Raw genomic sequence first — 25,333 nt, forward strand, 5'->3', positions numbered from 1 at the left:
CGGGGTCACGCCCGCTTCGACGACGAGCCATCCGGCACAATCCGCACAAGGCGGACGACCGGATCGAAGTCTACGAACCCGTCCCTTCGGATGGCGAACTTTCCCGTCCGCACCATCGTTGAAGCTGATATCCTGCGGCCGGTACCTGTTATTGCAGCAGCTCGTTGATCAAGTCCTTCGCGTGCACCATCCTCCGGTAAATCAGTAAGTATGCGGCGGCATGATCCGAAGTTCGGGGCGCCGCTAGTCTAGATCGGACAGGAGGAGGATTTTGCTTCTCTGAACGGTCAGCCAAGAACCTCTGCCAATTTCACGGGGAATCCGTTCTTTGCAGACTGGGTTGCAGCTTCCGCCATGGCGAGTGCTGCGACACCATCATTAAGGTTGACCGGCAGAGCCGAGCCTGTCTTCACAGCGTTGACAAATGCTGCCCATTCCGCCGCATAGGCGGGCATATAGCGTTCGAGGAAGAAATAGGTGGGCTTTGCGCCCGTGACTCCGGAAGTCGTGGACTTGACCAAGGTGTTTTCCAACATGTTCTGCGCCTGTAGCAGCCCTTCGGAGCCGAGAAGCTCCAGCCGCTGGTCATAACCATAGACGGCTCGGCGGCTGTTCTTGATGACGGCGATTCGGCCATCCGCATAGGCAAGGGTCACGACGGCGGTATCGACGTCGCCTGCCGCGCCAATTTCCGGATCGACAATCGATGTACCCACCGCCGAGACGGAGACCGGCGCTGTCCCCATAATGAAATTAGCCATGTCGAAATCATGGATCATCATGTCGCGGAAAAGACCACCCGAAACCTTGATATAGGCGATCGGCGGCGGCGCGGGGTCGAAAGAGGTGATCGAGAGCATTTCCGTCTTGCCGATTTCACCACGGTCGGCTGCTGCCTTGAGAGCCGAAAAGTTGGGATCGAAACGGCGGTTGAAGCCTATCATCACCGGCTTGCCGGTAGCGGCGGCCACCTTCTGACAAGCCTGTGCCCTTGCAAGGCTGAGGTCGACAGGCTTTTCACAAAGCACGGCCTTGCCCGCTGCCGCCGCCCGCTCGATCAAGTCGGAATGGGTATCGGTGGAGGTGGCAATCAGCACGGCATTGATGGCGGGATCATTGAGGATCGCATCGGTCGAACGGGCTTCGGCGCCATACTGGGCCGCGATCTTCTCAGCGGCGGCCTGATTGATGTCGGAGACAGCCGCAAGGCGGCTGCCGGGATTGGTGGAAATGGCGGTGGCATGGACGCCAGCAATACGGCCTGCGCCTAAAAGGCCGACGTTCAGGATGGTGGATGACACGGATGATCCTCTCAGGAAAACAACCTCAGATAGTGAAAGCGGTGCGGAAGGCTTCGAGTGCAGCTTCCGGATCACCGGAGGCAAAGGCTTCCATACCGACCGGCCCCGCGTAGTCCATGGATTTCAGGGCTTTTGCGACGCCATGCCAGTTCACTTCGCCCGTGCCCGGCTCGCAACGGCCGGGATTATCAGCCACCTGAACTTCCCCGATCCAGGGCAGGCAGGCCTCACACCAGCGGATAAGATCACCTTCACCGATCTGGGTGTGGTAGAGATCGAGGTTAATTCGCAGTTGCGGGCGGTTGACGGCTGCAACGAGCGCAAGCACGTCTGCCGTCGAGCCGAAGGGGCAGCCGGGATGATCGATTGGGTTGAGGTTTTCTAACGTGAAGACCTGACCCCCGGCTTCTGCCAGATCGCAGATGCGGTTGAGTGTATCGCGAGCCCGCTGTTCCTTGCCCGGCGCGAAGGCACCGATCTTCGGGATCGGAATGCCCATGTCGCCAAGCCCTGTGCCATGCAGATTGAGGCGGTGGACACCGAGTCGCTTGCCGACCTTCGCTGTTTCCTTGGCAGACGCCAGAAGCATCTCACAACCTTCTGCATCGGTGAGCCGACCTTCGAGATAGCCATTCATGATAGTGAAGGTGGCACCGGTTTTTTCAAGCGCATCAAGATTCCAGGCGGGCCAGTTCCAAAGGCCGACGCCGAAGCCCATTTCTTTCAGGCGGCTTGCCCGCCATTCGATTGGTTTGTCGCGCCAGAGCATTTCGGCGCAAGCGGCAAGTTGGAAGCTCATCTTAGATTTCCTGCAGTTTGAAATCGGCCGATGCAACCGGCATGACGCCCTTGAGAAGGGCCACGGAATTTTCGAGGCCCTCAAGTGAGTTGAGAAGCACGTCCTCATGCTCGATTGAAAGCCAGCCGTCGTAGCCAGCCATCTTCAGGCGATAGCAAAACTGTCGCCACCACTTCTCACTGTGGCCGAAGCCGAGTGTGATGTATGACCAGGAGCGGGCTGGAATGTCGGTCAGGTTGCCGTTTTCGAGGAGGCTGGTCACTGCCTGTTTGGGCGCGTTCAGGAATGTGTCCTTGGCATGGACGTGATAGACGGCCTCCCCCAATGCCTCGGCTGCTATCAGCGGATCGGCTCCCATCCAGAAGAGGTGCGAGGGATCGAGGTTCGCGCCAACGACGGGGCCGACTTCTTGACGGAGTTTCAGGAGCGACGGCACATTGTAGACGCACTGGTTGCCATGCAGTTCGAGCGCAATCTTTCCCACACCGCATTCATTTGCTAGCGCCACGATCTCGGTCCAGAACGGGAAGAGTTTTTCTTCCCACTGGTATTTGAGGATAGCTTGCGTTTCCGGAGGCCAGGAAGAGACGACCCAGTTTGGCATGGTATCGGACGGATTGCCCGCAGGCAGGCCAGACATGGTGCAGACCGTCTTGATGCCCATCTCGCCTGCGACCCGGATGGTGTTCTTCAGACCTTCGCCCTGAGCCGGATCGGACGGGTGAAGCGGATTGCCATTAGCATTGAGGCTGATCACGTCAAGCCCACGATCTGAAAAGCCCTTGAGGAAGTCCTTCTGCGCGACCGGGTTACCCAGCATGGATTTGAGATCGAAATGCGGTGCGGTCGACCAGCCGCAGGTGTTGACCTCAATACCGGAGACGGCCATGCGTGCAGCGTTGTCGAGAAGGTCGTCGAGCGGCATGCCGCCGAGGCTGTCAGATACAAAACCCAGTTTCATTCGTAGAACTCCGGCTTGGAAATCATGGTGACGACCTGCTTCTGCCCGGAAGCGAGTGCCGTTACGCCTGCCTCGGCGGCAACTGCTGCGGCATAGCCATCCCAGCAGCTTGATGCGATCTCGGGAAACACGTCCGTGTCGACGAAGCGTAGGAAGGCGCGGTTCTGGCGGCGATAGGCATCGAAATAGCGGGTTCGCCAATCAGCATCGTAGCCGGTGTGGACGCCAAGCGAGCGTTCGAGATGGGTATAAGCGACATGGCTCATGGAAATGCTCGCCTGCTCGCCCACGAGTTCGGCACGCACGTCGTAGCCGTACGCAGCGTTGTTGTTGATCTCGATGTTGACGAGCTGGCCATCGACGGTTTCGAGGACCATGAAGACGGGGGCGACGCGTCGATCAGAGCGCTTCGGCTGGAAGGCAGAGATCCAGGCATATTCGGTGCCAAGTAGATGGCGCACGACGTCGAACTCATGCGGGGCGGAATTGGTGATTGCCATGGCGCCGGTGAAGTCGGAGGCTGGCGTTTCCACATTGCGGTGGAAGTTGTGCATCATCAGGGCTCGGCCCAGCGTGCCATTTTCAATTGCCTCTTTCATCTCGACATAGGACTGGTCGTAGCGCCGCATGAAGCCGAGCTGGACGAACTTTTGACCAGATTCCTGTTCGGCCTGCATGACCAAGAGGCATTCTGCCGGGGACTGCGATAGGGGCTTTTCGCAGAGCACCTTCTTTCCCGCGCTGATGCAGGCGAGTGACAGAGGCGCATGAGTGAAGTCCGGGCTCGCGACGATCACCGCATCCACATCGGCACGGGCAATCACGGCTTCCGGATTACTTGCAACGTCTGCCGCACCATGGGCATCGGCCACCTTGCGAGCGCGGACTTCATCCATGTCGCAGACCACCTGAAGGCACGCGCCCGGCATTTCCTCCACGACGATCCTGGCGTGGTCAGCGCCCATCAGCCCTGCACCAATGACTGCTACACGCACCATTGGACAAACTCCTTGCGTTCGGTTGGTACAAAGCCCAACCGCTTTCCATTCAACAAATTCCGCTACCTGGCGGCTATGCCCATATTCACTCAGTGAGCGGGGGGTGGCGGAAGACCGTCATGGGTCTCCATATAGCCTTCAATAGAGGCTTCGAGACTCGCCATGGATTCACCACCGGCCATCAGATCAGCGATCTGCTCGCGTGTCTTTTCCCCCTTGCGGAAGTCAGCTGCAATTGCACCACGAATGAGCACTGCGAAGTGATCGCCCACTGCCATGGCATGCATCACCTGATGGGTGATGAAAATAACCGCCAGGCCACGACGCTTAGCTTCATTGACGATACGCAGTACGTGAGCAGCCTGCTTGACGCCGAGGGCTGCCGTCGGCTCGTCAAGAATGAGAACACGAGCTCCGAAATAGACAGCACGGGCAATCGCGAGCGACTGGCGTTCCCCTCCGGAAAGGCCACCGACCAAACGATTACCGTCGTTGATGCGTGTGATCCCCATTTTCTGAATCTCTGCAACTGCCACTCGAGCGGCGGTTTTGCGGTCGAAATATTTGAACGGTCCCCAACCCTTTGTCGGCTCCGAACCCATGAAAAAGTTACGTGCTATGGACATCAATGGATATGTCCCACCGAATTGGTGAACCGTAGCTATCCCGCGTTCCTGAGCCTCACGGGGACTGGAGAACAGTGCGGGCTGACCATCCATCAGAATTTCGCCACGCGTCGGCTGATAGACACCAGACAGCGTTTTGATGAGCGTCGACTTACCCGCGCCGTTGTCGCCGAGCAGGCAGAGCACTTCACCTTCACCGACCTTGAGGCTGATATCGTTCAGAACATCAATATGGCCAAACGATTTGTCGACGCTTCGAAACTCGAGAACGGGTTTCTTATCGGACATTGCCGCTCTCCCTATTTCTTCTTGAACGTCGACCAGCTGGTGGCCAAGTGACGAAACGTGTCATTGAGCAGGACAGCGATCAAAAGCATGACACCGATAATTAGGAAAGACAGGTTTCTGTCGATCTCTGTGAAACCAATAGCTTGGGTAACAATGGAAAGGGTGAGCACCCCGAAGACAATGCCCATTACAGTACCAAAACCACCCGTGAGGAGAACGCCACCTACGACCACGGCGATAATGGTGTTGAAGATTAGGCCAAAATTGGCCTGAGACGTTGCGGAGCTGAATGTCATCACCTGAAGGACGCCAGCAAAGGTCGCCGACATGGAACACAGCATGAAGAGTGCAATCTTCATCCTGGTTACAGGAATACCTGCGTTTCTCGCGCTTTCTTGGTCTCCACCAAGAGCAAAGACCCAGCTTCCCTTGGGAGAGTAGTGCAGAAAGAAGACGAATGCTTCGACAAGCCCACCCCACCAGAAGACGGAAGAATTGAAGCCATATACCTTCCCGCCGAAGAGCGATTTAGCCCAATCTGGCGCATGATAGAAGGAATTGGTGTTGTTGATGAAGAAGATCGACAGGTAGAGCGTGAGGCCTGCCACTGCAAAGAGCGTCGCCAATGTCACTATGAACGACGGCACGCGCGTGTGGGTTACGATGTATCCATTGATGAAGCCGATCAGTGCACCGATGGCAAGCGCTGCAGCTACACCGACAAGCACAGGCATCTGATAGTGCTCGCAGACAATAGCAACTGTCATCGTGGAGGCGGGAAGTACAGCACCGGTTGAAATATCGAGTTCACCGGCAATCATCAGGAACCCGACCGGAATTGCAATCATTCCTATGAGTGACGCGAAGTTCACCCACGTAGTTACACCAGCCACGGACAAAAAGTTGCGGCTATATCCGAACATCGCAAAAAGGATGAATACAGCCACGAAACCCATGAAAGCACCAGCGGCAGGGGTGCGAAAAAAGGCCTTGATGGATGAAATGGCCGATTCACTCTCGATGGCGGGTGTTTCAACGGTGCTGGTTCTCAGGTTTGTGGCGGTCATGGAAGCAAAATCCTCAGTTGCCGCAGACGAAGCTGCATAGAGGGAGCATGGATGAGACCCGGCCAGGTTAGCGGCCAGGTCTCAGCCTCGGGCCAGCCTCAACGTGCGCCGAGTTTGACGCCTTCGATTGCCGAAGCAACATTGGTCTTGTCGACAATCGCGGGGCCAGTCAGAACCGGCTTCGTCGCAATCGCAGTGCCGAACTTCAGGTTTGCAAACAGCATGGAGGTTGCGAGGAACCCCTGCAGATAAGGCTGCTGGTCGATTGCGAAGGTCTGGGTGCCCTTTGAAATGCGATCCAGAACCGAGGCCGACATATCAAAGGTGCCAAGCTCAATCTTGCCGGTCTTGCTCTGCTGTTCGATGGAGCTAGCGGCAGCGTCTGCAGCCCATGCAGCGAGCGTGATGACGGCGTCGATGGACGGATCGGCGATCAGCTCGGATTTGATTGCTTCAGAGGTACCATTCATGTCCTGGTCAAGGTTAGCAGGAACACGGAGGATGAAGGTGTCTGCGCCAGCTTTCTTCGCACCGTCTTGAACGCCCTTGCAGCGGGTCTCGAGATTTACGGCACCTGGGTTCTGGATGTGGCAAAGGATTTTCTTTGCGCCATGAGAAGCGAGATACTTCCCACCCTCAACACCTGCCAGATATTCGTCCGACCCGAAATAGTTTAGCGAGCCGTAATTATCCATCTCACTCTGGCCAGCGTTGAAAGAGATGATCACCACGCCCTTCTCCCGCGCAGCCTTGAGGGCAGGGGTTTCGGATTCTGGAAGCCAGTTCGGGATAGCAATGCCTTTAGCACCCTGGGCTACTGCCTGTTCGATTAGCGAAGCGAGGTCCGGCCCGAAGTTGTCATAGTTTTGGGTCTGCATGAAATTGACGGTGCCGCCATTAGCCTTGACCATCAGCGAAGCATCATCGACGCCCTTCTTGACCATGTTCCAGAAGCCATCTTGGGCCGAACCCACGATGACGGCGATATCCGTGTCACCCGCTTGAGCGCTGGATGCCAGCATGAATGCCATGGCTGCGGTAGCGATTTTCTTGGTGAACGACATGTCGAATTCCTCCTCAGGTTAAAGCCGCATGGCTGCGGCTCGACATACTTTTTTGCCTTTTTTTGGCCGTGCGGCCGATCCCGGTAGGCACGCGCAGGTCCGCGATCTCAACACAACGACGTTGAGCCTCCTCGTCCAAATTGTGCGCTGGGCCTCCCCCCAAAGCGCTGACGGCTCCTAGATCGCTGAGCACCGTCAACGCGTAATGAATGCTACGTTGACATCGTTCAGGTCAATCTGGATTACTATCGCTTCAGAATTTTCGTCTCAAATCATTTCGAAAACTTGTATGGATGATATTTTTTGAGATGCCGAAACCAGAGTAATGGAATTTTTGACATGAAGAGACCAACCATTCCAGACTTGGCAAAAGCTGCAGGTGTATCCGTGTCAACGGTCAATCGAGTACTGTCCGAACCTGAATCGGTCCGGAGCAATACACGCACACGCGTTTTGGCAGCCGCTGAGGAAATCGGCTTCTATGGACTTGGCACCATCAAGGAGGCGGCGAAGGCACAAGAGGTGATTCACCGTGTTGGGGTTTTGCTGCAGCGACGGGAGAGACGCTTCTATCGCCTACTCGGCGATTCAATTGCGCAAGCTGCGAAAGTTCATCCTGCCTGCAATATCGATCTGACGGTCGAGTACATGGAAGACCTCACGCCGGAGAAAGTCGCGGCACATATTCAGTCGCTCGGAGGGCGGTGCGAAGCACTTGCGATTGTAGCGCCGCAGCATCCTGCCGTTGCTGACGCGATTGACGCAGTTCTTGAAAGCGGCGTCCCGGTCGTTTCACTTATCGGCCCCCTCACGTCCAAGGGAGGCATCAGCTTTGTGGGGCTCGATAATTGGAAAGTAGGACGCACCGCTGCATGGGCGTTTGACCGCATGGTGAGAGAGCCGGGGAAAATAGGCATTCTTGTGGGCAGCCACCGATTGCGAAACCAGGAAATGAACGAAAGCGGGTTTCGTTCTTACTTCCGTGAACATAATTCGGGATTCACGCTGCTCGAACCGTTGCCAACTTACGAGTCAGCCGTGGTTGCCCGTGAACATGTCGAAAAGCTGCTGACAGACCATCCGGATATGTGCGGACTATTCATCTCAGGGGGTGGTGTTACAGGTGCTATAGCCGCACTCAGGGCTACTCCAAAACGGGAAGACTTCGTTACCGTAGGCTATGAACTCTTTGAAGATACGCGGGCTGCTTTGATAGACGGTACGATTTCGCTGATCCTGTCACACCCCATAGAGCGTTTTGCATCAGAGACTATTGCAACCCTGGTGAAAGCGAAGAACGCAGGTCCTGATAACGGGGTATTTAGGATCACGTTTCCATTCGATATGTACAGCCCGGAGAGCGTTTGATGACGACTTGGCTCTTAAGTTGGCCATCCAAACGGCAGGCTGGGATGCACCTACCTCTTCACGTCCGCTTTGAGGCGCAAAGCAGTTATCATCGCCTGAACCCTTCAATGGCAACTTCGGGTCACGACGAGAAGTCCGCAGTGACGGCGCCGGCATTCGCCACAGGTCTCGATCCGACGGGGTCGCGGGTGCAACAAGCTGTTGCACACCTCTGCTATCTATAACGCCCATGCCTGACCCGAACTACGTCACCCCTGAAGAAGTCATCGCTCGCTATCGCGGGACAGGTAAGCGAAGGAACTCTTCGCAACTAGCGTTGCATGCGGATCGGGCGATCGTGCCAAGATCGGCAAAGCAATCCACTATCCGAGCGGCGAGTTGGATCGCTGGGACAAATCGATCCTCGTCGTCTGCATACCCACACGCGAACTGCCGCGGGAAAAGGCGGCACCCCCAAAGTAGCAGAGAGGCCGTTCAGTCGTTCCGAGGTCGCTGGCTAGATAGATAGGAGGGGACAGGGATTTCTATCTAGACGCACTCGACCTTCCGCCGGGGCCGGGGCAATACCGCGAAGGCGATCTGGGCGGTTGGAGATTTCCCCGAACTACTACGACGATCTCGAAGCTCGCCTCGGGCTCGAACCTGAATTCACCAACGGGTTGCGAGCCCGAAACATCCTGTTCGATTGCGATTAGGGCGGCGACTATTTCCAGCTCTACAGCCAGACCCACAGCGAAGGTTTCTTCTGCGAGATCGTCGAGCGTCGCGACTATCGCGGCTATGGGGCGGCCAATGCGCCGTTCCGCATTGCCGCCCAGAAGCGAACACTGCGGCCTATAGGCATGCCAAGGATCTTGCCGTTCGACGTCACCGAAAAGCGAAATTTCCACTTGGGTCAAAAGCTGCCTTGGCTCCGCTTCGCCACTGGTGCAAACGTGCCGCCTCGCCTGTGGGCTTTTGGGATGCGGCTAGACCTGCTCAAGGGCCGACATGCGCCGCGAAGCTGCCCTTCGCGTCGTGAATGATGGGCTTCGGCACTGGGTAAAAGGGGCTAGACTATCAGGTGGACGATCCATGCTGACATTGTGAGCACGCCATGATAGCACGAGTCACCCTCGGGGGATGCAACTGCTTAGCGCCCAGTAGGCACCTTTCGGCTTAGTCATGCTCAGCCAGACCGAAACCAGCGTAGGGCTTCAGTGGGACGATTTCGAAATCGAGCATCCCTGCCCTCGCCAGCGGCAGCGTCCCCAGCTTCTTGTGAACTTCACCCATTGCCTCGACCACCTGGCAAGCGCCGGGCATGTCGCCGCGATGCCAGATCTGGCGCGTGAAGCCGATGCTATAGAGATGGCGGGCTTGTGCACCCTCGCTGGGCACCAGCCGTTCGAAATCCGCGTTGCTGAACTGGTCCGTTCGGCGGCGAGACAAAACAAGAAATTGCATCGGCCTGGTCTCCGAAGACTTACGCTACTGCTGTGATCACGTGGCGGGCATGTGCAGACCGGACCCCCTTGACCAGATCGGCGCCCTTTTCGCCGATCATCATCGTTGGCCCATTGGTGTTGCCGCTGATCAGGACCGGCATGATCGATGAGTCGATCACCCGCAGACCGTCGAGTCCGCGCACGCGCAGGTCGGGATCCACGACTGCGGTTTCGTCGACGCCCATCTTGCAGGTGCCAACAGGGTGATAGTCGCAGCAGGCATATTGCCTGATATAGGCCATCAGATCCTCGTCGGTTCTGGCGTTCGGCCCAGGCAATCTTTCGACCTTGATGAACTTGGCGATTTCGCTCTGCGCCAGCACATCGCGGATGATCCGCACAGATTTCAGCGCCATGCCGCGATCGTAGGGATCGGATAGATAGTTGGGGTCGACCAGCGGCTCGTCGGCGGGGTTCGATGAGCGCAGCTTCACCGAGCCGATGCTACGTGGCCGAAGGAATGTCGAGTTGATGGTAAAACCATGTCCGTCGAGCCGCGTCTGGCCGCCGCGCACCACCATCGCTGGCGCGATGTGAATCTGAAGGTCGGGCCGCTTCGCTCCCTCGCTCTGGAAGAAGCCGCCGCCCTCGACGATGACCGAGGCGGCAGGGCCATTGCGATAGAGCAGCCAGCGAATGCCGTGCAGGAGCGCCTTGGGATAGCGATCCTGGCCGTCATAGCTGATCGGATCCTTGAGCGTCACATGGACGTTGGTGCAGAGATGGTCCTGGAGGTTCCGACCGACACCGCTGAGATCGGCGATTGGCGCGATCCCAAGAGCTTTCAACTCGTCGGCAGGTCCGATACCGGACAGCATCAGCAGGCGGGGCGAGTTGATGGCTCCTGCCGATACGATCACCTCGCTTTCGGCCCGCAGCACCTTCCGCGATTTGCCCTCGGAAAGCTCGACGCCGACGGCGCGGCCGTTCTCGACAACGATCCTTGTAACCCGGGCATGTGTCCTGACCGTCAAATTGGGCCGTCTGCTGACGGGATGCAGATAGGAGACGGCGGACGAGCGGCGGCGGCCATCGCGACAGGTGACCTGGTAGAAGCCGGCGCCGTACATGGTGTCGCCGTTGAAGTCTGGATTGAACGGCAGGCCATATTGTTGCACGGCGCGGACAAAGGCCCGTGTCAATGGGTGCGGGCCGACCTGATCCGAAACTGCGAGCGGACCGCCCTGCCCGTGATAGCGATTGGCGAGCCGGTCATTGTCCTCGGATTTACGGAAATAGGGCAAAACATCCTCATAAGCCCAGCCGTCGTTTCCGCGTGCTGCCCAATTGTCGTAGTCCTCCTTTTGGCATCGGATGTAGATCATCGCGTTGATCGAACTCGAGCCACCAAGCGTCTTGCCTTGCGGATACCAGATGGAGCGGTTGTCGAGGTTCTTCTGCGGCACCGTGTGGAACCGCCAGTTGACGCCCGGTCCGAACAGCTTGCCGATGCCGCCAGGAATATGGATCATCGGATTCCAATCCCGGCTGCCAGCCTCCAGCAGCAGGACATTGACGTCAGGATCCTCGGACAGGCGGTTTGCCAGCACACAACCGGCCGAGCCCGCGCCGACAATAATGTAATCCCACATATTCTGCCTCCACTCGCGCCCGAAGGCACCTTCTCCGTCCGCGCAACGAAACCCGGGCGGACCTTGCTCCCTCAGTCCTATTTGCCCCTGAAGGCCGGCGCCCGTTTCTCGGCAAAGGCTCGCAGGCCTTCAATCCGGTCCTCCTTGCCGAATGCCTCGACGGTCAGCCGGTGCTCAATCTCGAGCCCGCCTTGCAGTTCGGTTTCGAATGCCGCCAGAACGGCCTTCTTGGCATAGGGCGTGATGGCAACCGACTTGGCGGCGATCGCAGCGGCGATCTCCAGCGCCCGTGGCAGGAGCCTGTCGGCCGCCATGACTTCGCTGACCAATCCTTTGCGCTCGGCGAGGGTCGCATTGACCATTTCGCCGGTCAGGACCATCTGCATGGCAAAGGATTTGCCGACGAGGCGTGGCAGACGCTGGGTGCCGCCATCGCCGGGAAACGAGCCGATCTTGATTTCAGGAGTCGCGAATTGAGCTGCCTGCGAGGCAATGATGATGTCGCACAGAAGCGCAAGCTCCAGCCCGCCGCCGAGCGCATAGCCATTCACGGCGGCGATAATCGGCTTGGAGAAGCCCTCTATGGCGCGCCAGCATGCCAGGCGCTCCGGATCGGTGTAGGAGGCGACGCCGCGTTCCAGCATGTCAGAGATGTCGGCGCCCGCCGCAAACGCGCGACCGGCACCCGTCAGCACCACGCAGCCGACTTCTGTGTCGGCGTCATAGCCAGCAAGCAGTTGGCTCAATTCGCCTAGCAGCGCTTTGGACAACGCGTTCAGCTTGTCCGGCCGGTTGAGCGTCAGCAGTCGGATGCCGGGCGCCGGTTCCACTGCCTGAACGTGGCGGTCCATCATCGATTAGGCGACCTTCCTGTAAAGCGTCTCCGAACGCAGACCAGCCTCGGCCAGCAGCCCCCGGATCTTCTCGATCTCGGCAGGGCTTGGCTTCAACAATGGGGGCCGGACATGAGCTTCGTCCAGTCGCCCGAGCAGCACCAGCGCCTCTTTCATGCGATTGTGCATGTCGAGAAGCGGCGCGTCATAAAAGGCCCGTACCGTCGGATAGATGCGGTCATTGATCGCCTTGGCAACCTTGAGATCGTTTGCCTGCACGGCGCGGTACAGCGCAACCTGAAGGCTGGCGATGACGCTGCCGGCGCCCGACAAGAGCCCGTCGCAACCAAGCGCCAGCGAGCCGAGTAGCCAGGCGCTGTGGGTGGTAAGGGTGTTGACCGGACGGTCGAGAGCTTTCAATTCGCGGATCTGGCGTTCATGCAAATTGCCATCGCCGCACTGGTCCTTGATCGCGACGATCGAGGGAAAACGACGGCAGAGGTCGAGCAATGTCTGTAGCGGGTAGGCAAGGTTCGACGCCAGCGGATACTGGAACAGGATGATGGGAAGGTTGGACGCCTCGGTAATGCGCTTCAGATGCTCGACGATCATCTCTGGCCGCAGGTGCCCACCGAGCGTCATGAAGTCCGGCGGGAAAACCAGCAGCGCGTCGGCACCCTCCCGCGCGGCATAAGCAGCGATGCGCGCGGCCTCGAGGCTGGAGTTTGTGTAGACACCGACAATGGTCGGAACCTGATCCTGCAACACATCCTTGGTTACCACGATCGCGCGGTATTGCTCGTCGATGGTGAGCGCGTGCACTTCTGCCGCATGACCATTGATGGTGATGCCGGAAATGCCTTCGACCGAGGAGACGTCAGCGAGGTGCTTGCGGTAGGCGCTCTCATCGACAGCCAGATCGGCGGTGAACGGCATCAGGCAGGCGGGAATGACGCCATGGGCAGCAAACGGTTTCTTATCGCTCATCATCCAGTTCCTATCTGAAATTTCGGGACGCCGCGCCATTGCGGCGTCCCGTTGTCCAGGGAGGACTTAGAAGCCCTTGCCGATCATGTCGGCGATGTTGTCCGGGGTCACTGAGACCGTTGGCAAGGTGATCGTCTCCGGGACCTCTTCACCCTTCGCCACCTTGTAGGCGGTCTCGATCCCTTCCGGCGCCACGAATGGATAAACGAAGGTTGCGGCGAGCTTGCCCTGTTTGACCGCCTCGAAAGCAGTCTCCTGGCCGTCGATACCGACCACCGCCACTTCATTGAGCCGGCCGGCGGCCTCCAGCACCTGGATCGCGCCGAGTGCCATCTCGTCATTGTGCGCGTACACCGCCTGGATCTGGCCGGGACCAAACCGCTGCACCATGTCTTCCATGAACTTCACCGCCTTGTCGCGGGTGTAGTCACAGTTCTGCGATGCGACCACCTTCATGTCCGGGTGCTTTGCGATTGCTTCCGCAAACCCCTTGTTGCGATCGATGGTGGCCGATGCCCCCGCCGTCCCCTGCAACTCGATGATGTTGCCTTTGCCATTCAGTTTCTTCGCAAGGAACTCGCCCGCGCCGACGCCGAGCGGCAGGTTCTCGCCGCCGACATGGACGGTGACGGGCGTGTTGACCTTGCGGTCGAGAGTCACAACCTTGATCCCCGCGTCCATTGCCTCCTTGACGACCGGCGTCAGTGCCTGCTCCGTCAGCGGAGAGATCATCAGTACTTTGATGCCTTGCGCGATCAGGCTTTCGACGTCTGCCACCTGCTTGGAAGCATCGTTGTTGCCGTCAGTCACGATAAGATCGACATCCGGATAATGCTCGGCCGCGTACTTCTTGTTGCCCTCAACCATGGCGACGCGCCAAGGATGGTTCATGGTGCCTTGGCTGAAGCCGATCTTGATCTTGTCCTGAGCCAAGACCGCACCCGGCATCATGACGCCCAGTACCAGGGTGGCGGCAAGGGCAGTGGTGCGTAGGAAATGTCTGCGACTGGTCATTTTTTCACTCCTCCATTGTTTTTCATTTCAGGCTCCAAAGCGCGATGGCCTGCCCGTCTGGTAAGTGCCGCCGCGCATGGATGTCAGGACCGTCTTTTGTGACGGTAGACCTCGAACATCACTGCAGCGATGATGATGGCGCCCTTCACGATCTGCTGCGTGAATGGCGATATACCTAGCAAATTCAATATATTAGCCATGACGGCAATGATTGCGGCGCCGATCACGGTGCCGATGACGCCACCTTCGCCGCCAAACAGGCTGGTGCCGCCGATGACGACGATCGAGATGGCCTCGAGTTCGAGATTGGTGCCAGCGGTGGGCTCACCAACGGTCAGCCGCGAGACAAAAACCAGGGCGGTCAGCGCCGACAGCACTCCTGAGATGGCGTAGACCGACATCAGCACGCGCGGCACGTTGATGCCGGCAAGCCGCGCCGCCTCGGTGTTTGAACCGACCGCGTAGATCTGGCGACCGAAAGGCGTGTGTCGCAGGACGACGAAAGCCGCGGCGGCTATGGCAACGAAGATCCAGATCGGTACGGGAATGCCGAAGAGAAAACCGCTGCCCAGATAGGAGAAAGCATCCGAAGCATCGCCAAGCGTCTTCGGCTCGCCGTTGGCGATGGTCATGGCAATGCCGCGCCCCATCACCAGCGTGCCGAGGGTCATGATGAAGGGCGGCATGCCGAAGAAAACGACGCCAGCTCCGTTGATGGCGCCGAACACGGCTCCCATCCCCAGCGCCGCGATCATCGCCAACGGGATTGGAACGCCAGATGAGAGCATCAGCGCTGTGGCAACCGCGACGACGCCGACGATGGATCCAACGGAGAGATCGATGCCGCGTGTCAGTATGACGAAGGTCATGCCGACGCTGACGATGCCAAACAGCGCCACCTGGCGGCCGACATTCAACATGTTGCCGGTCTGGATGAAGCTCGGCGACAGATACACCGCGAAAGCGCACAACACGATCAGGACCCAGAGCAGGCCAAGGCTTTGCGCCCAGCCTCGCAACCGACCCACCGACCCCGGCCGGATCGACGCCAATCCTTGTCCCGTTGTCATCTCAGCCATTCCTTCCTCCCGTCTGCCATTGCGAGGGTCGATTGCCGTTGCAGCAGCCAGGCCACCGCATCGGCCAGCCCGCCCTCGTCGCAGGACGGTCCAACGAAATGCGCGAGCCGCTTGGCTTCCGGGACCGCGTTTTCGACCGTGACCGCCGTTCCGGCCCAGGCCAGCATCTCGAGATCATTCTCGGCGTCGCCGGCGGCGGCGCAGTCCTGCGCGGCCATTCCGAGCTCAGCCGCAACGGTCGCGATGGCGGTCTTTTTGGAGATGCCGAGCGGACCGATCTCGAGCAGACGTGGATGCGATCCCGATACCGACAGGCACCCGGCAAGCTGCACGCGGAGAGCTCCAAAGGCTTCACGGTCTGTGGGCTGCGCGGCGACACACATGATCTTGCCCGGTTCCCCCGGCAGGTCTTCCAGCGCCTTCGCCACGATCAAAGGCGCGTTGGTCACGCCGGCTTCGCGTACGATGATCGGGTCTTCGGCAAGTGCGTAAATGGCGTGGCCGGTAAACCACATTGGCCGAACGCCCGCCGCTTGCGCCGTGGCCATGGTCTGAAGCGCATCGGTGCGGCCAATCCGCTGCTCGGACAGCGCAACGCCGGTCGAGACATTACCGATCCAGCCACCGTTGAAGCAGATAGCGAGGCCCGCAATCCCAAGGTTCTCCGCATAGGGCTTTAGCCCGAGCGGTGAGCGCGCCGTTGCCAGAACAATCATGATGCCGGCCGCTCGTGCCACGTGCAGAGCGTCGGCGACACGCTGCGGAAGCACATGGTCGTGCGTCAGCAAGGTGCGGTCGACATCGGTGACGATAAGGCGCGGAATGGTCATGACCCGCCTCAGACCGGAAACACCGGAGCGCGCGCCCCGGTCTGAATGAGAAGCGTCTTGAGTTGGGTGAACTCTTCAAAGCCGGCCTGGCCCATCTCGTAGCCGAAACCCGATCCCTTCACCCCGGTGAGCGGCAGCTGCGGGGCGCCGTCGATGATTGTGTTGGCCTGCACCCAGCCGCTTTTCAACCGCTTGGCGACGGTCAGGACCGTGTCGATATTCTTCGACCAGATGTAGTTGGACAGGCCATAGGCAGTGTCATTGGCCAACCGCACCGCGTCATCCACCGTATCGAACCGTGTGATGCTGAGCACCGGGCCGAAGATCTCTTCGCGGAAGATGGTCATATGCGGCTCGACCCGGTCGAAAATGGTCGCTTCGTGAAAATGACCGACCGCTCCTGCCGCTACATCGCCGCCGAGTACCAGTTGGGCACCTTCCTCGATCCCGCTTTTGACAAAGCCGGTCACCTTGGCCAGATGATTGTGGTCGATCAGCGCGCCGACATCCGTGTCGTCGTCGAACGGATCGCCGACCTTCATCTTGCGGGAGCGCGCCACCACCTTGGCGATGAAATCGTCAGCGATGGACGACTGTACGAACAGCCGTGACCCCGAAACGCAGCACTCGCCATTGTTGAAGAACACGCCCATCAACGAGCCATCCGCCGCGGCTTCCAGATCCGCATCGGCAAAGACGATATTGGCCGACTTGCCGCCCAGTTCGACCGAGGATTTGACCAGATGACGGGACGTGTTGCCGACGACACGGCTGCCGGTGCGCGTCGAACCGGTGAAGGAAACGAAGTCGATGCCCGGATGCCCGGTCAGGTGGTCGCCGGCGGTGGCGCCATAGCCGCTAACGACATTGAAGGCGCCAGCCGGCACGCCCGCTTCCGCCGCAAGCGCGGCGATCTCGAAGGCTGAGCCTGACGTGAACTCCGATGGCTTCAGCACCACAGTGCAGCCGGCAGCGAGAGCAAACGGGACTTTCTGCGACAGGATCAGCGCCGGGAAATTCCATGGCGTGACCAGCGCCACGACGCCCACTGCTTCGCGGCTGATCAGCGCCGTCTTGCCATCGCCGATGTTCGTGTAGGTCAGGCCCGCCATTTGCATGGCTAGCGAAGCTGCATAGCGTGTCAGGTCGGCTGCACCGTCAATATCGCCGCGTGCAAAACGAACTGGCTTGCCGACTTCCTCGACCTCAATACTGACCAGCCGATCGCGGTTGGTGCGGATCAAATCGGCAAGACGGTTCAGGACCTCGGCGCGCTCCATGCCGCTCATACGCGGCCACGGCCCTTCCTCAAATGCGATGCGCGCCGCCTCGACGGCAAGATCGACATCTTCGGGCGTGCCATCGCAATAGCGGGCGACCAGGTCACCTGTGGCCGGCGACCGGCGCTCGATTGAGCCGGGGCCTGAACCGTCGACAAACCGCCCGCCGATGAATTGTTGATAGCTGCGCGTGCTCATGTCGTTCCTCACTGCCAAACCGCATGCGCCATGATTGTTTCCTCGGTCGCGCCCTCGCCCTCGAGAACCGCCGAAATGGCCCCTTCGCGCATGACGATGATGCGATTGCAGAGGCCAAGGATTTCCGGCAATTCCGACGAGACCATCACGACACTTGCACCGCGCTTCGATGTCAGTTCGGCGAGCAGGTCGTAGATTTCGCGCTTGGCTGCCACGTCGACGCCGCGCGTCGGTTCGTCGACCAGAAGGATTTCCGTCCCCGCATGCAGTTGACGGGCGATGCCGCATTTCTGCTGATTGCCGCCCGACAGCGTGCGGACCCTGGTGCTGGGGCTCGGCGTCTTGATGCGCATCTGTTGGATGAACCGGGAGACAGCCTCGTGTTCGCGCCAGCCACTGATCAGGCCGCCGCGGGTCAACGGCGCCATCTGGGATACGGTGACGTTGAATGCGACCGACTGGTCGAGGAAGAGCCCCTCGGTCTTGCGATCCTCCGGCAGCAGGCCGACGCCGTGCGCAAGTGCGCGACGCGGTCCGTCGATGGCGACCAATTGGCCGTCGATCCTGATTTCGCCGCCCTCGAGCGCATCGGCGCCGGCGATGGCGCGCAACACCTCGGTCCGGCCCGCACCGGCAAGGCCGCAAATGCCGACAATCTCGCCGCGCCTGACATTGAAGGAGATATCCTTCAGCACGCCGGCCCGCGACAGGTTGCGTACGTCTAAACGAATCTCGTCGCCGGGCAGGGAGCGCGGTGGAAACACGTCTTTGAGTTCGCGCCCAACCATATGCCGGATGAGATCGGCTGTGGTCGTCTGGCCAAGCGGCATCGAGGCGACGACCTGGCCGTCCCGCAGCACGGTGACCTCGTCACAGATTTCATAGAGTTCCTTCAGGCGATGGGTGATGTAGATGAACGAAACGCCGTGCTCGCTGCTCAGCCGCCTGATCGTCTTGAAAAGATGCTCAAGCTCGGCGTCGCCCAGAACAGCGGACGGCTCATCGAGCACCACGATGCGAGCCTCGCGGGCAATCGCCTTGGCGATCTCCACCATCTGGCGCTGCGCGACGCTGATCGTGTCTATGCGCGCTGCCGGATCGACACGGAAGCCAAGCCTGTCGAGCACATCCTGAGCTGCATCTTTCGCCCGGCGCCAGTCGATCGTGCCCAGACGCGTTTTCGGCAGGCGACCGATAAAGATGTTTTCAGCCACTGTGAGATGCGGAGCCTGGGCGAGTTCCTGATAGATGACCGCGATTCCGAGCTCGAGCATCCGCTCAGGCGTAGGCGCAGCCACCACATCTCCGTCGATGGCCACTTCACCCTCGTTGGCCAGGAACGCGCCAGACAGGACGCGCATCAATGTCGACTTGCCCGCGCCGTTTTCACCGATGACGCCGTGCACGCTTCCCTTGCGGACGGCGAAGCTGACATTGTTCAGCGCATAGACACCCGGAAAGCGCTTGTGGATGCCGCGCATTTCGAGAACTGGGTCCTTCATCACGTCGTCTCCCAAGCCGAGAAATCGTTTTCTCGGCTCCTCAAAAAAAGCTCACAGGCGATGCATCTGCATGCCGCCGCCGATGTGGTAGATATCTCCGGTGCTGAATGGCATCCCGCCGACGGCCAGCGTCGCCACCCCGCGGGCGATGTCTTCCGGCTGCCCCCACCGCCTGATCGCCGAGACCTGTCCGGCCTCGACCTGCCCCGAATACTTATCGTAGACGTCGGCGGTCATATCGGTCTGGATCAGGCCTGGGCGAATCTCGTGGACCCGGATGCCTGCATCCGCCAGACGAATGGCGAATTGCTGGGAAGCCATCGACAGTCCGGCCTTGGATATGCAGTACGGCCCCTTTTCCGGAGAGACTAACCCCGCGTTGGCAGAGGTGATCGTCACCACCGACCGTTCGAGCCGGGCTTGGGGCCGGGAAATCATCGCGCGAGCTACGGCCTGGGTGAAGAAGAACGTGCCGCGCAGATTGATGCCGACGAGCCGGTCGAAACTCTCCTCGGTAACATCGAGAAGATCGCCGCGCACGGAAACCTGGACGCCGGCGTTGTTGACCAGGCAAGTGGTCCCCCCCAGATCGGCTTCGATGCGCTCTATGAACGCCGCATTGTCCGAGGTCTTGGATATGTCCTTGCGATAAAAGGCGGCATTTCGTCCGTGCGTGCGGGCAAGGTTGACGGTCTCGCTGGCATTCTCATCGTCGACTATGTCGACTACAGCGATATCGAAACCCGCCTGCGCGAGTTCACAACAGATGGCCCGCCCGATGCCGCGACGGCCGCCCGTCACAATGGCAAGTCCGCGGTTGAGGGATGCCGGCTTTTCAGGCATCCCGGAGGCGCTTGCTGTGGAAGAGGCTTGGTCCAGCATCACGACGCCTTCCTTGCCATGCCATCACCCTTTTCACGCGAAGCGACCACGGCCTTTGACGCCAGCAGGCGCTGCACCTCGTCATCGGCATAGCCAAGCTCGTCCAGGATCTCGTGCGTGTGCTCGCCGATCTCCAAAGCGAGGTATCGCAGCGCCGGCACCTCGCCGTCGTAGCGGTTGGGATGGTTGACCAGGTGGATCGTTCGGCCACGCACGTTCACCTGCCGGAACACTTGCGCGTGGCTGAGCTGCGCGTCGCCCAGCAGATCGTCATAGTAATTGATGGGCGCCCACCAGATGCCATGGCGGTCAAAGCGCTCGGCGAGTTCGGCCACCGCGAACCGGGCCGTGGCACTGGCCAGCCGGCGAGCATAGTCGTCGCGTTCGACGTATCGGTCGACACCGACTACCTCGCGCAGACCGTCGCTGTCGAGCGCTTCGGCCAGCACGGAAGAATCGCAAAGCGACACCACCACATGGCCGTCTGAGGCAGGATAGACACCGTAGGGCGCGGCATGGAACCACGTCGCCAGATTCGCCTCGCGGTTCAGCACCTCGCGGCTGAAGCCGCCGGCGAAGTAATTGACCAGCGCCTCGCCCTGCAGGTCGATTGCCGAGTTGATAAGGCTTGCCTCAACGCGAGTCCCCTTGCCATCCCGCAAGCGGCGCACCAATGCACCCAGAATGCCCATCGCCAGAAGTGCACCGCCATGTTGGTCGACGATCGCCGCACCGACCGGCGTGGGGCCACGTTCTGGAGTTCCCGTGACACTCATCAGACCCGAGCGCGCCTGGGCGAGGAGATCCTGGCCGGGGTTCATCGCCATCGGCCCGGTTGCGCCAAAACCGCTCGCCGAAGCGAAAATCAGATTGGGGTTGATGTCGCGGAGCGTTTCCTCGTCAAAGCCAAGTTTGGTGAATACACCCGGCCGGAAATTCTCCATCACCACATCGGCGCCGGCGATCAGGCGCCGGGCGACTTGCTTGCCTTCGGTGCTCTTCAGATCAATTCCGATGGAGCGCTTGTTGCGGTTGGCGCAGAGATAGAAGCCGCTGATCCCTTCCACATAGACGTCCGCCCCCGACCAGCGGCGTTCATGAGCGCCATCGATGGGTTCAACCTTGATGACATCCGCACCCATATCCGCAAGATATTGGGCACCGGCAGGACCCTGCAGAAAATGGCAGAAGCTGACAACTTTGATGCCGCTGAGCATTTCTCTTCCCTTGGCGCTGCGCTATGAGTTGCGCATTTGTGAAATCGTTTTCACGGCTTTTCTCATAGCTGTCAAGCCTAATTTGAAAGGCTTTGTCAAAAAGAGATGGTGTAGCCTTCTGAAAAAAAATGTGTCATCTGGAAAACGGTTTCTCGGAAACCGTCGGATTCGAGGCTCAATGGATATCGAGGATGGCGGCGCAAAGTTGATTGACGTGGCCAGGCTTGCGAACTGTTCGCCGGCCACCGTCTCCCGCGTGCTCAATGGCAACCCCAACGTGAACGAGGTCGTGCGGGATCGTGTTGTCCGAGCGGCGCGCGATCTCGGCTATGTGCCAAATGGTTCCGCCAGGGCGCTGCGGTCGACCCGAACAAGGTTGGTCGGCGCGATCATCCCCACATTGGACCACGCTATCTATGCCACGATGGTCGATGGACTTCAGGCGCGGCTTTCCGAAAAAGACGTTTCGCTCATCATCAACACCTCCGGCTACGACATCGATCATGAATACGAGCAGGCACGTCTGCTGGTCGAGCGCGGGGTCGAATCTGTGGTGCTTGTCGGCTCAACGCACCGGCCAGCAACGCTGGCCATGTTCGAGCAGAAGCGCATCAATTACGTTTATACCTACACGTCGAAAGCGACCGAGGCGGGTGCGGCGGTGGGGTTCGACAACGAAAAGGCAGGGCGAACGGCCGCACGTTACCTGCTCGACCTCGGCCACACAAAATTCGGGATGATCGCCGGCATCACTCAGGACAATGATCGCGCGGCAGGCCGACGCGACGGCTTCTTGAATGAACTTGAACGGTCAGGCATCGACCGTGGCATCGTTCCGGTTGTCGAGGGAGCCTACCGACTGGACGACGGCCGCACCTGCATGAAACGCCTGATGGATACCACAGCGAGACCCACGGCTGTATTTTGCGGCAGCGATATCCTGGCCGCCGGTGCGATAAAATATTGCCATACCGCAGGTGTCGCTGTGCCCGAAGAGGTTTCGATATTCGGTTTCGACAATCTGGAGATCGCTGAGCTGACCTCACCCGAACTGACAACGCTGGAAGTACCTGCACGCGATATGGGGCGCATTGCTGCCGACTATATCCTCGCTTCACCCTCGCAGCGACTGCATCTTAGACAACGCGAGCTCGCCATCAGACTGATTGTCAGGGAAAGCACTGCCGTCGTCAGACGCTAATATGATCGCTTAAGACCGTCTGGAACATGATGCGAAAGCACTGCGGAGACTGCCCGTTTCCATCGACAGCAACTCATGGACGGTAGACCACGATCCGAGTTCACTGGTCGGAGAGTCGATAGTTCGGTCGAAGAGCAAAATAGCGGCTTTGAAAAATGAGCGCTAAGGTTGCAACGCTAGCCCTGTAACGTTCGCAACACCAGGGCCGCTCAGCCATCCTCCCTGGCGACCAGCAGAAAAGGTTCGCGCTCCGGCGTCGTCACCGAAAAGCCCGACGGTCCCACCACGCTGAAAAAGCGATGGAACATGTCGATGAAGACACGCACGAAGAGTGGCTTTGCCGAACCGTACATGTCGGCGACGATCAGCGTCGGTGGCGGCAGCTCATCGAGGATTGGTCTTCGAACGATCTCCTCGCCATCGGCGGTGGCGCGACCGATCGGCCGCATGTTGAGGACGGCCATGCCGAAGCCGGATGCGACGGCCGAGCGCACCGTTTCGTAAGAGCGGGTACGAAAGCGCACCTCCGGCCGTTTCGCCAGCACGTCGAACAGGGTCAGGAGATAAGTCGCCGTGTGCGGCAGGTCGAGCAGCACCAGCGGCCGTGCCGCCAGTTCCGCCAGCCAGATGCCGTCGCGCGCGGCAAGGGGATCGTCCGCATTGAGCACGGCATGCGCCGGTACCCTGCAGATGCGGGTGACGCTGTCGATGCCAATTGGACCGATGTCGTAGAGAATGGCCAGATCGATCTGGCCGGCGACAAGCCGTTCCTGCAACTGGACCTGGTCGGCCTCGACAAGGTCGATCTCGACATCGCCGACGCTGTCGAGGTAGCTGCGCAGCATCTCCGGCATGAACAGCGCGCCGAACGGCTCGAAGCAGCCGATGCGCAGGACCTTCGGCACGCGCCCGTTGAGGTCGCCGATCGACCGGTTGAACTCCGTTTCCGCCGCCAGCATGATGCGGGCGGCGGCGACGAAGCGTTGGCCGGCCGGCGTGATGGAGACACCGCGCGCCGGCCGCCTGTCGAAAATGCGTGCCCCCATCCCGGCCTCGGCCAGAGTGATCGCCGCGAGGATGGAGGATTGCGAGATGTACAGCGATCTGGAGGCCGCCAGCACGCTGCCAAGGCTGGCGACTTCGCAGACATAGCGCAACTGCCGGATGGTCAGGTTCATGGCTCTTTGTTACATTAAATAGCGAATATTCCCCACAACAATACATTTTATGGTGATGAAAAAACCCGCCAGATTGCCCGGGCTGACAAGGCTGCCGGAAGAGCGGCCATGGAGTGAGGGGTTCGAACTGTATGCCGAATGGGCTGTCTCCCATTGCCGACGCCGATGAGCTGTGCCGCCTGGGTGCTGCGGAGCTTAACGCCGCCTACCGCGCTGGATCGCTGTCGCCCGTCGAGGTGACGCTGGCGGCGCTGGCTCGCGCCGAAGCGATCAATCCGCTTTTCAACGCTTTCACCATGATCGACCGCAAGGGTGCGCTCGCGGCCGCAGGTGCTTCCGAGAAACGCTGGCGGGCAGGCGAGCCGCTGTCGGCGGCCGACGGCATACCGACGACGCTGAAGGACATCGTCTGGGCCGAGGGCTGGAGCGTGCGTTACGGCAGCAGGACGACGACTTCCGCCGCCTATGACAAGGATGCCCCCGCCGTTGCCCTGCTGCGCAGAGCGGGCGCAGCGTTCATCGGGCAGACGACGACGCCCGAATTCGGCTGGAAGGCGATCACCGACAGCGGCCTCTGCGGCATCACGCGCAATCCCTGGAATGCGCAAAAGACGCCCGGCGGTTCCTCCGGCGGAGCGGCGGTGGCCGCCGCCACCGGCGCTGGCGTCTTCCATCTCGGCACCGATGGCGGCGGCTCGATCCGCATCCCGGCCTCGTTCACCGGCATCGCCGGATTGAAGCCGACCTTCGGCCGCGTGCCGGCCTATCCGTCCAGCGCGTTCGGAACCGTCGCCCATATCGGACCGATGGCGCGGACAGCGCCCGATCTTTCCGTCATGGCCGACGCCATGTCCGGCCGCGATATCAGCGACTGGCAGCAGGGCGTGGGAACGCTGGCGCCGCTTGGCCGGATCGAAGACACTTTGCAGGGCGCCCGGATCGGCTACTGGTCGAAGCCGCCGTCAGGAGCGCTGGATTCCGGGATCGCCGCCGCCGTCTCTCATGCCTTGACGTATCTCGATGCGTTCGGCGCGACGGTCGAGCCGATTGATCTTCCGGGTGGCGATCTTCTCGATCTTTTCCAGCATCATTGGTTCACCGGCGCCGCGGCGCGGCTGGCGCTGGTTCCGCCGAGCGAACGGGCGGGCATCGATCCGGGCTTCCTGGAGATCGCGCAGGCGGGGGCGGCGTTCGACGTCCAGACGCTCGTCGCCGCACAGTTGGAGCGCGCCGAATTCGGCGCCGCCATGGACCGGCTCCTGGATGACTATGATTTCATCGTTTCGCCGGGGACATCGATTCCAGCCTTCGACGTTGGCCTTGAAGTGCCCCCGGGCAGCGGCCTCTCGCGATGGATCGAATGGGCGGCGTTCAGCTACCCGATCAATCTCAGCCAGCAACCGGCCTGCGTCATCCCTTGCGGCATGACCGAGGCGGGCCTGCCCGTTGGCTTCCAGATCATCGGCGCGCGCGGCGACGATGCCCGCGTGCTTTCGGCGGCAGCCGACCTGGAAGCCGCTTTCGTGCCCATGACCCACGCGTTTCGCCAGAAAGATCTGGTGTGAAAGATTTCGCATGAAG

The 25,333-nt window shown here is 60.0% G+C and carries 22 protein-coding genes and 1 pseudogene; 4 read left to right on the plus strand and 19 right to left on the minus strand.

Going from position 1 to position 25,333, the window contains the following annotated elements:
- Positions 1–287 precede the first annotated feature (287 nt).
- From iolG to AC1D10_RS10625, 7 genes are all read right to left on the minus strand, one after another.
- Positions 288–1,289, minus strand: coding sequence for an inositol 2-dehydrogenase (iolG, locus tag AC1D10_RS10595; RefSeq protein ID WP_477272078.1), 1,002 nt, complete (start codon positions 1,287–1,289; stop codon positions 288–290).
- A gap of 37 nt (positions 1,290–1,326) precedes the next feature.
- On the minus strand, positions 1,327–2,100 hold the full coding sequence (locus AC1D10_RS10600) for a TIM barrel protein (RefSeq protein WP_477271325.1): 774 nt from the start codon (positions 2,098–2,100) through the stop codon (positions 1,327–1,329).
- Position 2,101: 1 nt separating this feature from the next.
- The gene (locus AC1D10_RS10605) at positions 2,102–3,061 is read right to left on the minus strand and encodes a sugar phosphate isomerase/epimerase family protein (RefSeq protein WP_477271327.1); all 960 of its coding nucleotides are present in this window, start codon (positions 3,059–3,061) and stop codon (positions 2,102–2,104) included.
- Entirely contained in the window at positions 3,058–4,059 is a 1,002-nt protein-coding gene (locus AC1D10_RS10610) for a Gfo/Idh/MocA family oxidoreductase (RefSeq protein WP_477271329.1), read from the minus strand. Before AC1D10_RS10610 ends, AC1D10_RS10605 begins: the two co-directional genes overlap by 4 nt.
- Positions 4,060–4,148: 89 nt before the next feature.
- Positions 4,149–4,973: an ATP-binding cassette domain-containing protein gene (locus AC1D10_RS10615; protein ID WP_477271331.1), complete on the minus strand. Its 825-nt coding sequence runs from the start codon at positions 4,971–4,973 to the stop codon at positions 4,149–4,151.
- An 11-nt stretch (positions 4,974–4,984) separates the two neighbouring features.
- Positions 4,985–6,040, minus strand: coding sequence for an ABC transporter permease (locus tag AC1D10_RS10620; protein ID WP_477271333.1), 1,056 nt, complete (start codon positions 6,038–6,040; stop codon positions 4,985–4,987).
- 98 nt (positions 6,041–6,138) lie between these two features.
- Complete coding sequence (locus AC1D10_RS10625) at positions 6,139–7,104, minus strand: substrate-binding domain-containing protein (protein ID WP_477271335.1); 966 nt, start codon at positions 7,102–7,104, stop codon at positions 6,139–6,141.
- A gap of 339 nt (positions 7,105–7,443) precedes the next feature.
- On the opposite strand from AC1D10_RS10625, the gene AC1D10_RS10630 reads away from it, so the two are divergent.
- Both AC1D10_RS10630 and AC1D10_RS10635 read left to right on the plus strand, forming a co-directional pair.
- A complete protein-coding gene (locus AC1D10_RS10630) occupies positions 7,444–8,472 on the plus strand; it encodes a LacI family DNA-binding transcriptional regulator (RefSeq protein ID WP_477271337.1) in 1,029 nt (342 codons plus the stop codon).
- 572 nt (positions 8,473–9,044) lie between these two features.
- Positions 9,045–9,326: pseudogene (locus AC1D10_RS10635) on the plus strand (3-keto-5-aminohexanoate cleavage protein); the annotation flags it as partial.
- 304 nt (positions 9,327–9,630) lie between these two features.
- Here AC1D10_RS10635 and AC1D10_RS10640 read toward each other — a convergent pair.
- The 11 genes from AC1D10_RS10640 to AC1D10_RS10690 all read right to left on the minus strand — a co-directional run bounded on the left by AC1D10_RS10640 (position 9,631) and on the right by AC1D10_RS10690 (position 21,373).
- Positions 9,631–9,918, minus strand: a complete 288-nt coding sequence (locus tag AC1D10_RS10640; RefSeq protein ID WP_477271339.1) for a hypothetical protein — start codon at positions 9,916–9,918, stop codon at positions 9,631–9,633.
- A 19-nt stretch (positions 9,919–9,937) separates the two neighbouring features.
- The gene (locus tag AC1D10_RS10645) at positions 9,938–11,551 is read right to left on the minus strand and encodes a GMC family oxidoreductase (protein WP_477271341.1); all 1,614 of its coding nucleotides are present in this window, start codon (positions 11,549–11,551) and stop codon (positions 9,938–9,940) included.
- 77 nt (positions 11,552–11,628) lie between these two features.
- The gene (locus AC1D10_RS10650; protein ID WP_477271343.1) at positions 11,629–12,405 is read right to left on the minus strand and encodes an enoyl-CoA hydratase-related protein; all 777 of its coding nucleotides are present in this window, start codon (positions 12,403–12,405) and stop codon (positions 11,629–11,631) included.
- Between the two features lie 3 nt (positions 12,406–12,408).
- A complete protein-coding gene (locus AC1D10_RS10655) occupies positions 12,409–13,371 on the minus strand; it encodes a dihydrodipicolinate synthase family protein (RefSeq protein WP_477271345.1) in 963 nt (320 codons plus the stop codon).
- Between the two features lie 66 nt (positions 13,372–13,437).
- Complete coding sequence (locus AC1D10_RS10660) at positions 13,438–14,385, minus strand: substrate-binding domain-containing protein (protein ID WP_477271347.1); 948 nt, start codon at positions 14,383–14,385, stop codon at positions 13,438–13,440.
- An 83-nt stretch (positions 14,386–14,468) separates the two neighbouring features.
- The gene (locus AC1D10_RS10665) at positions 14,469–15,464 is read right to left on the minus strand and encodes an ABC transporter permease (protein WP_436251445.1); all 996 of its coding nucleotides are present in this window, start codon (positions 15,462–15,464) and stop codon (positions 14,469–14,471) included.
- Entirely contained in the window at positions 15,452–16,294 is an 843-nt protein-coding gene (locus AC1D10_RS10670; RefSeq protein WP_477271350.1) for a Cof-type HAD-IIB family hydrolase, read from the minus strand. Before AC1D10_RS10670 ends, AC1D10_RS10665 begins: the two co-directional genes overlap by 13 nt.
- An 8-nt stretch (positions 16,295–16,302) precedes the next feature.
- Complete coding sequence (locus AC1D10_RS10675; RefSeq protein ID WP_477271352.1) at positions 16,303–17,772, minus strand: aldehyde dehydrogenase family protein; 1,470 nt, start codon at positions 17,770–17,772, stop codon at positions 16,303–16,305.
- 8 nt (positions 17,773–17,780) lie between these two features.
- Entirely contained in the window at positions 17,781–19,274 is a 1,494-nt protein-coding gene (locus AC1D10_RS10680; RefSeq protein ID WP_477271354.1) for a sugar ABC transporter ATP-binding protein, read from the minus strand.
- Between the two features lie 51 nt (positions 19,275–19,325).
- Positions 19,326–20,156: a 3-ketoacyl-ACP reductase gene (locus tag AC1D10_RS10685; protein ID WP_477271356.1), complete on the minus strand. Its 831-nt coding sequence runs from the start codon at positions 20,154–20,156 to the stop codon at positions 19,326–19,328.
- Positions 20,156–21,373 carry a CaiB/BaiF CoA transferase family protein gene (locus AC1D10_RS10690; RefSeq protein ID WP_477271358.1) on the minus strand — a complete coding sequence of 406 codons (1,218 nt, stop codon included), beginning with the start codon at positions 21,371–21,373 and terminating at the stop codon, positions 20,156–20,158. The genes AC1D10_RS10685 and AC1D10_RS10690 overlap by 1 nt, the downstream gene beginning before the upstream one ends.
- Between AC1D10_RS10690 and AC1D10_RS10695 the strand changes: the two genes are divergently transcribed.
- Complete coding sequence (locus AC1D10_RS10695) at positions 21,360–22,574, plus strand: LacI family DNA-binding transcriptional regulator (protein ID WP_477271360.1); 1,215 nt, start codon at positions 21,360–21,362, stop codon at positions 22,572–22,574. The genes AC1D10_RS10690 and AC1D10_RS10695 overlap by 14 nt on opposite strands.
- Before the next feature lie 209 nt (positions 22,575–22,783).
- On the opposite strand, the gene AC1D10_RS10700 is transcribed toward AC1D10_RS10695, so the two are convergent.
- Positions 22,784–23,752, minus strand: a complete 969-nt coding sequence (locus tag AC1D10_RS10700; protein WP_477271362.1) for a LysR family transcriptional regulator — start codon at positions 23,750–23,752, stop codon at positions 22,784–22,786.
- Between the two features lie 131 nt (positions 23,753–23,883).
- Between AC1D10_RS10700 and AC1D10_RS10705 the strand changes: the two genes are divergently transcribed.
- Complete coding sequence (locus tag AC1D10_RS10705) at positions 23,884–25,317, plus strand: amidase (protein WP_477271364.1); 1,434 nt, start codon at positions 23,884–23,886, stop codon at positions 25,315–25,317.
- Positions 25,318–25,333 lie beyond the last annotated feature (16 nt).

It is taken from the genome of Mesorhizobium sp. P2_A8, assembly GCF_056404935.1.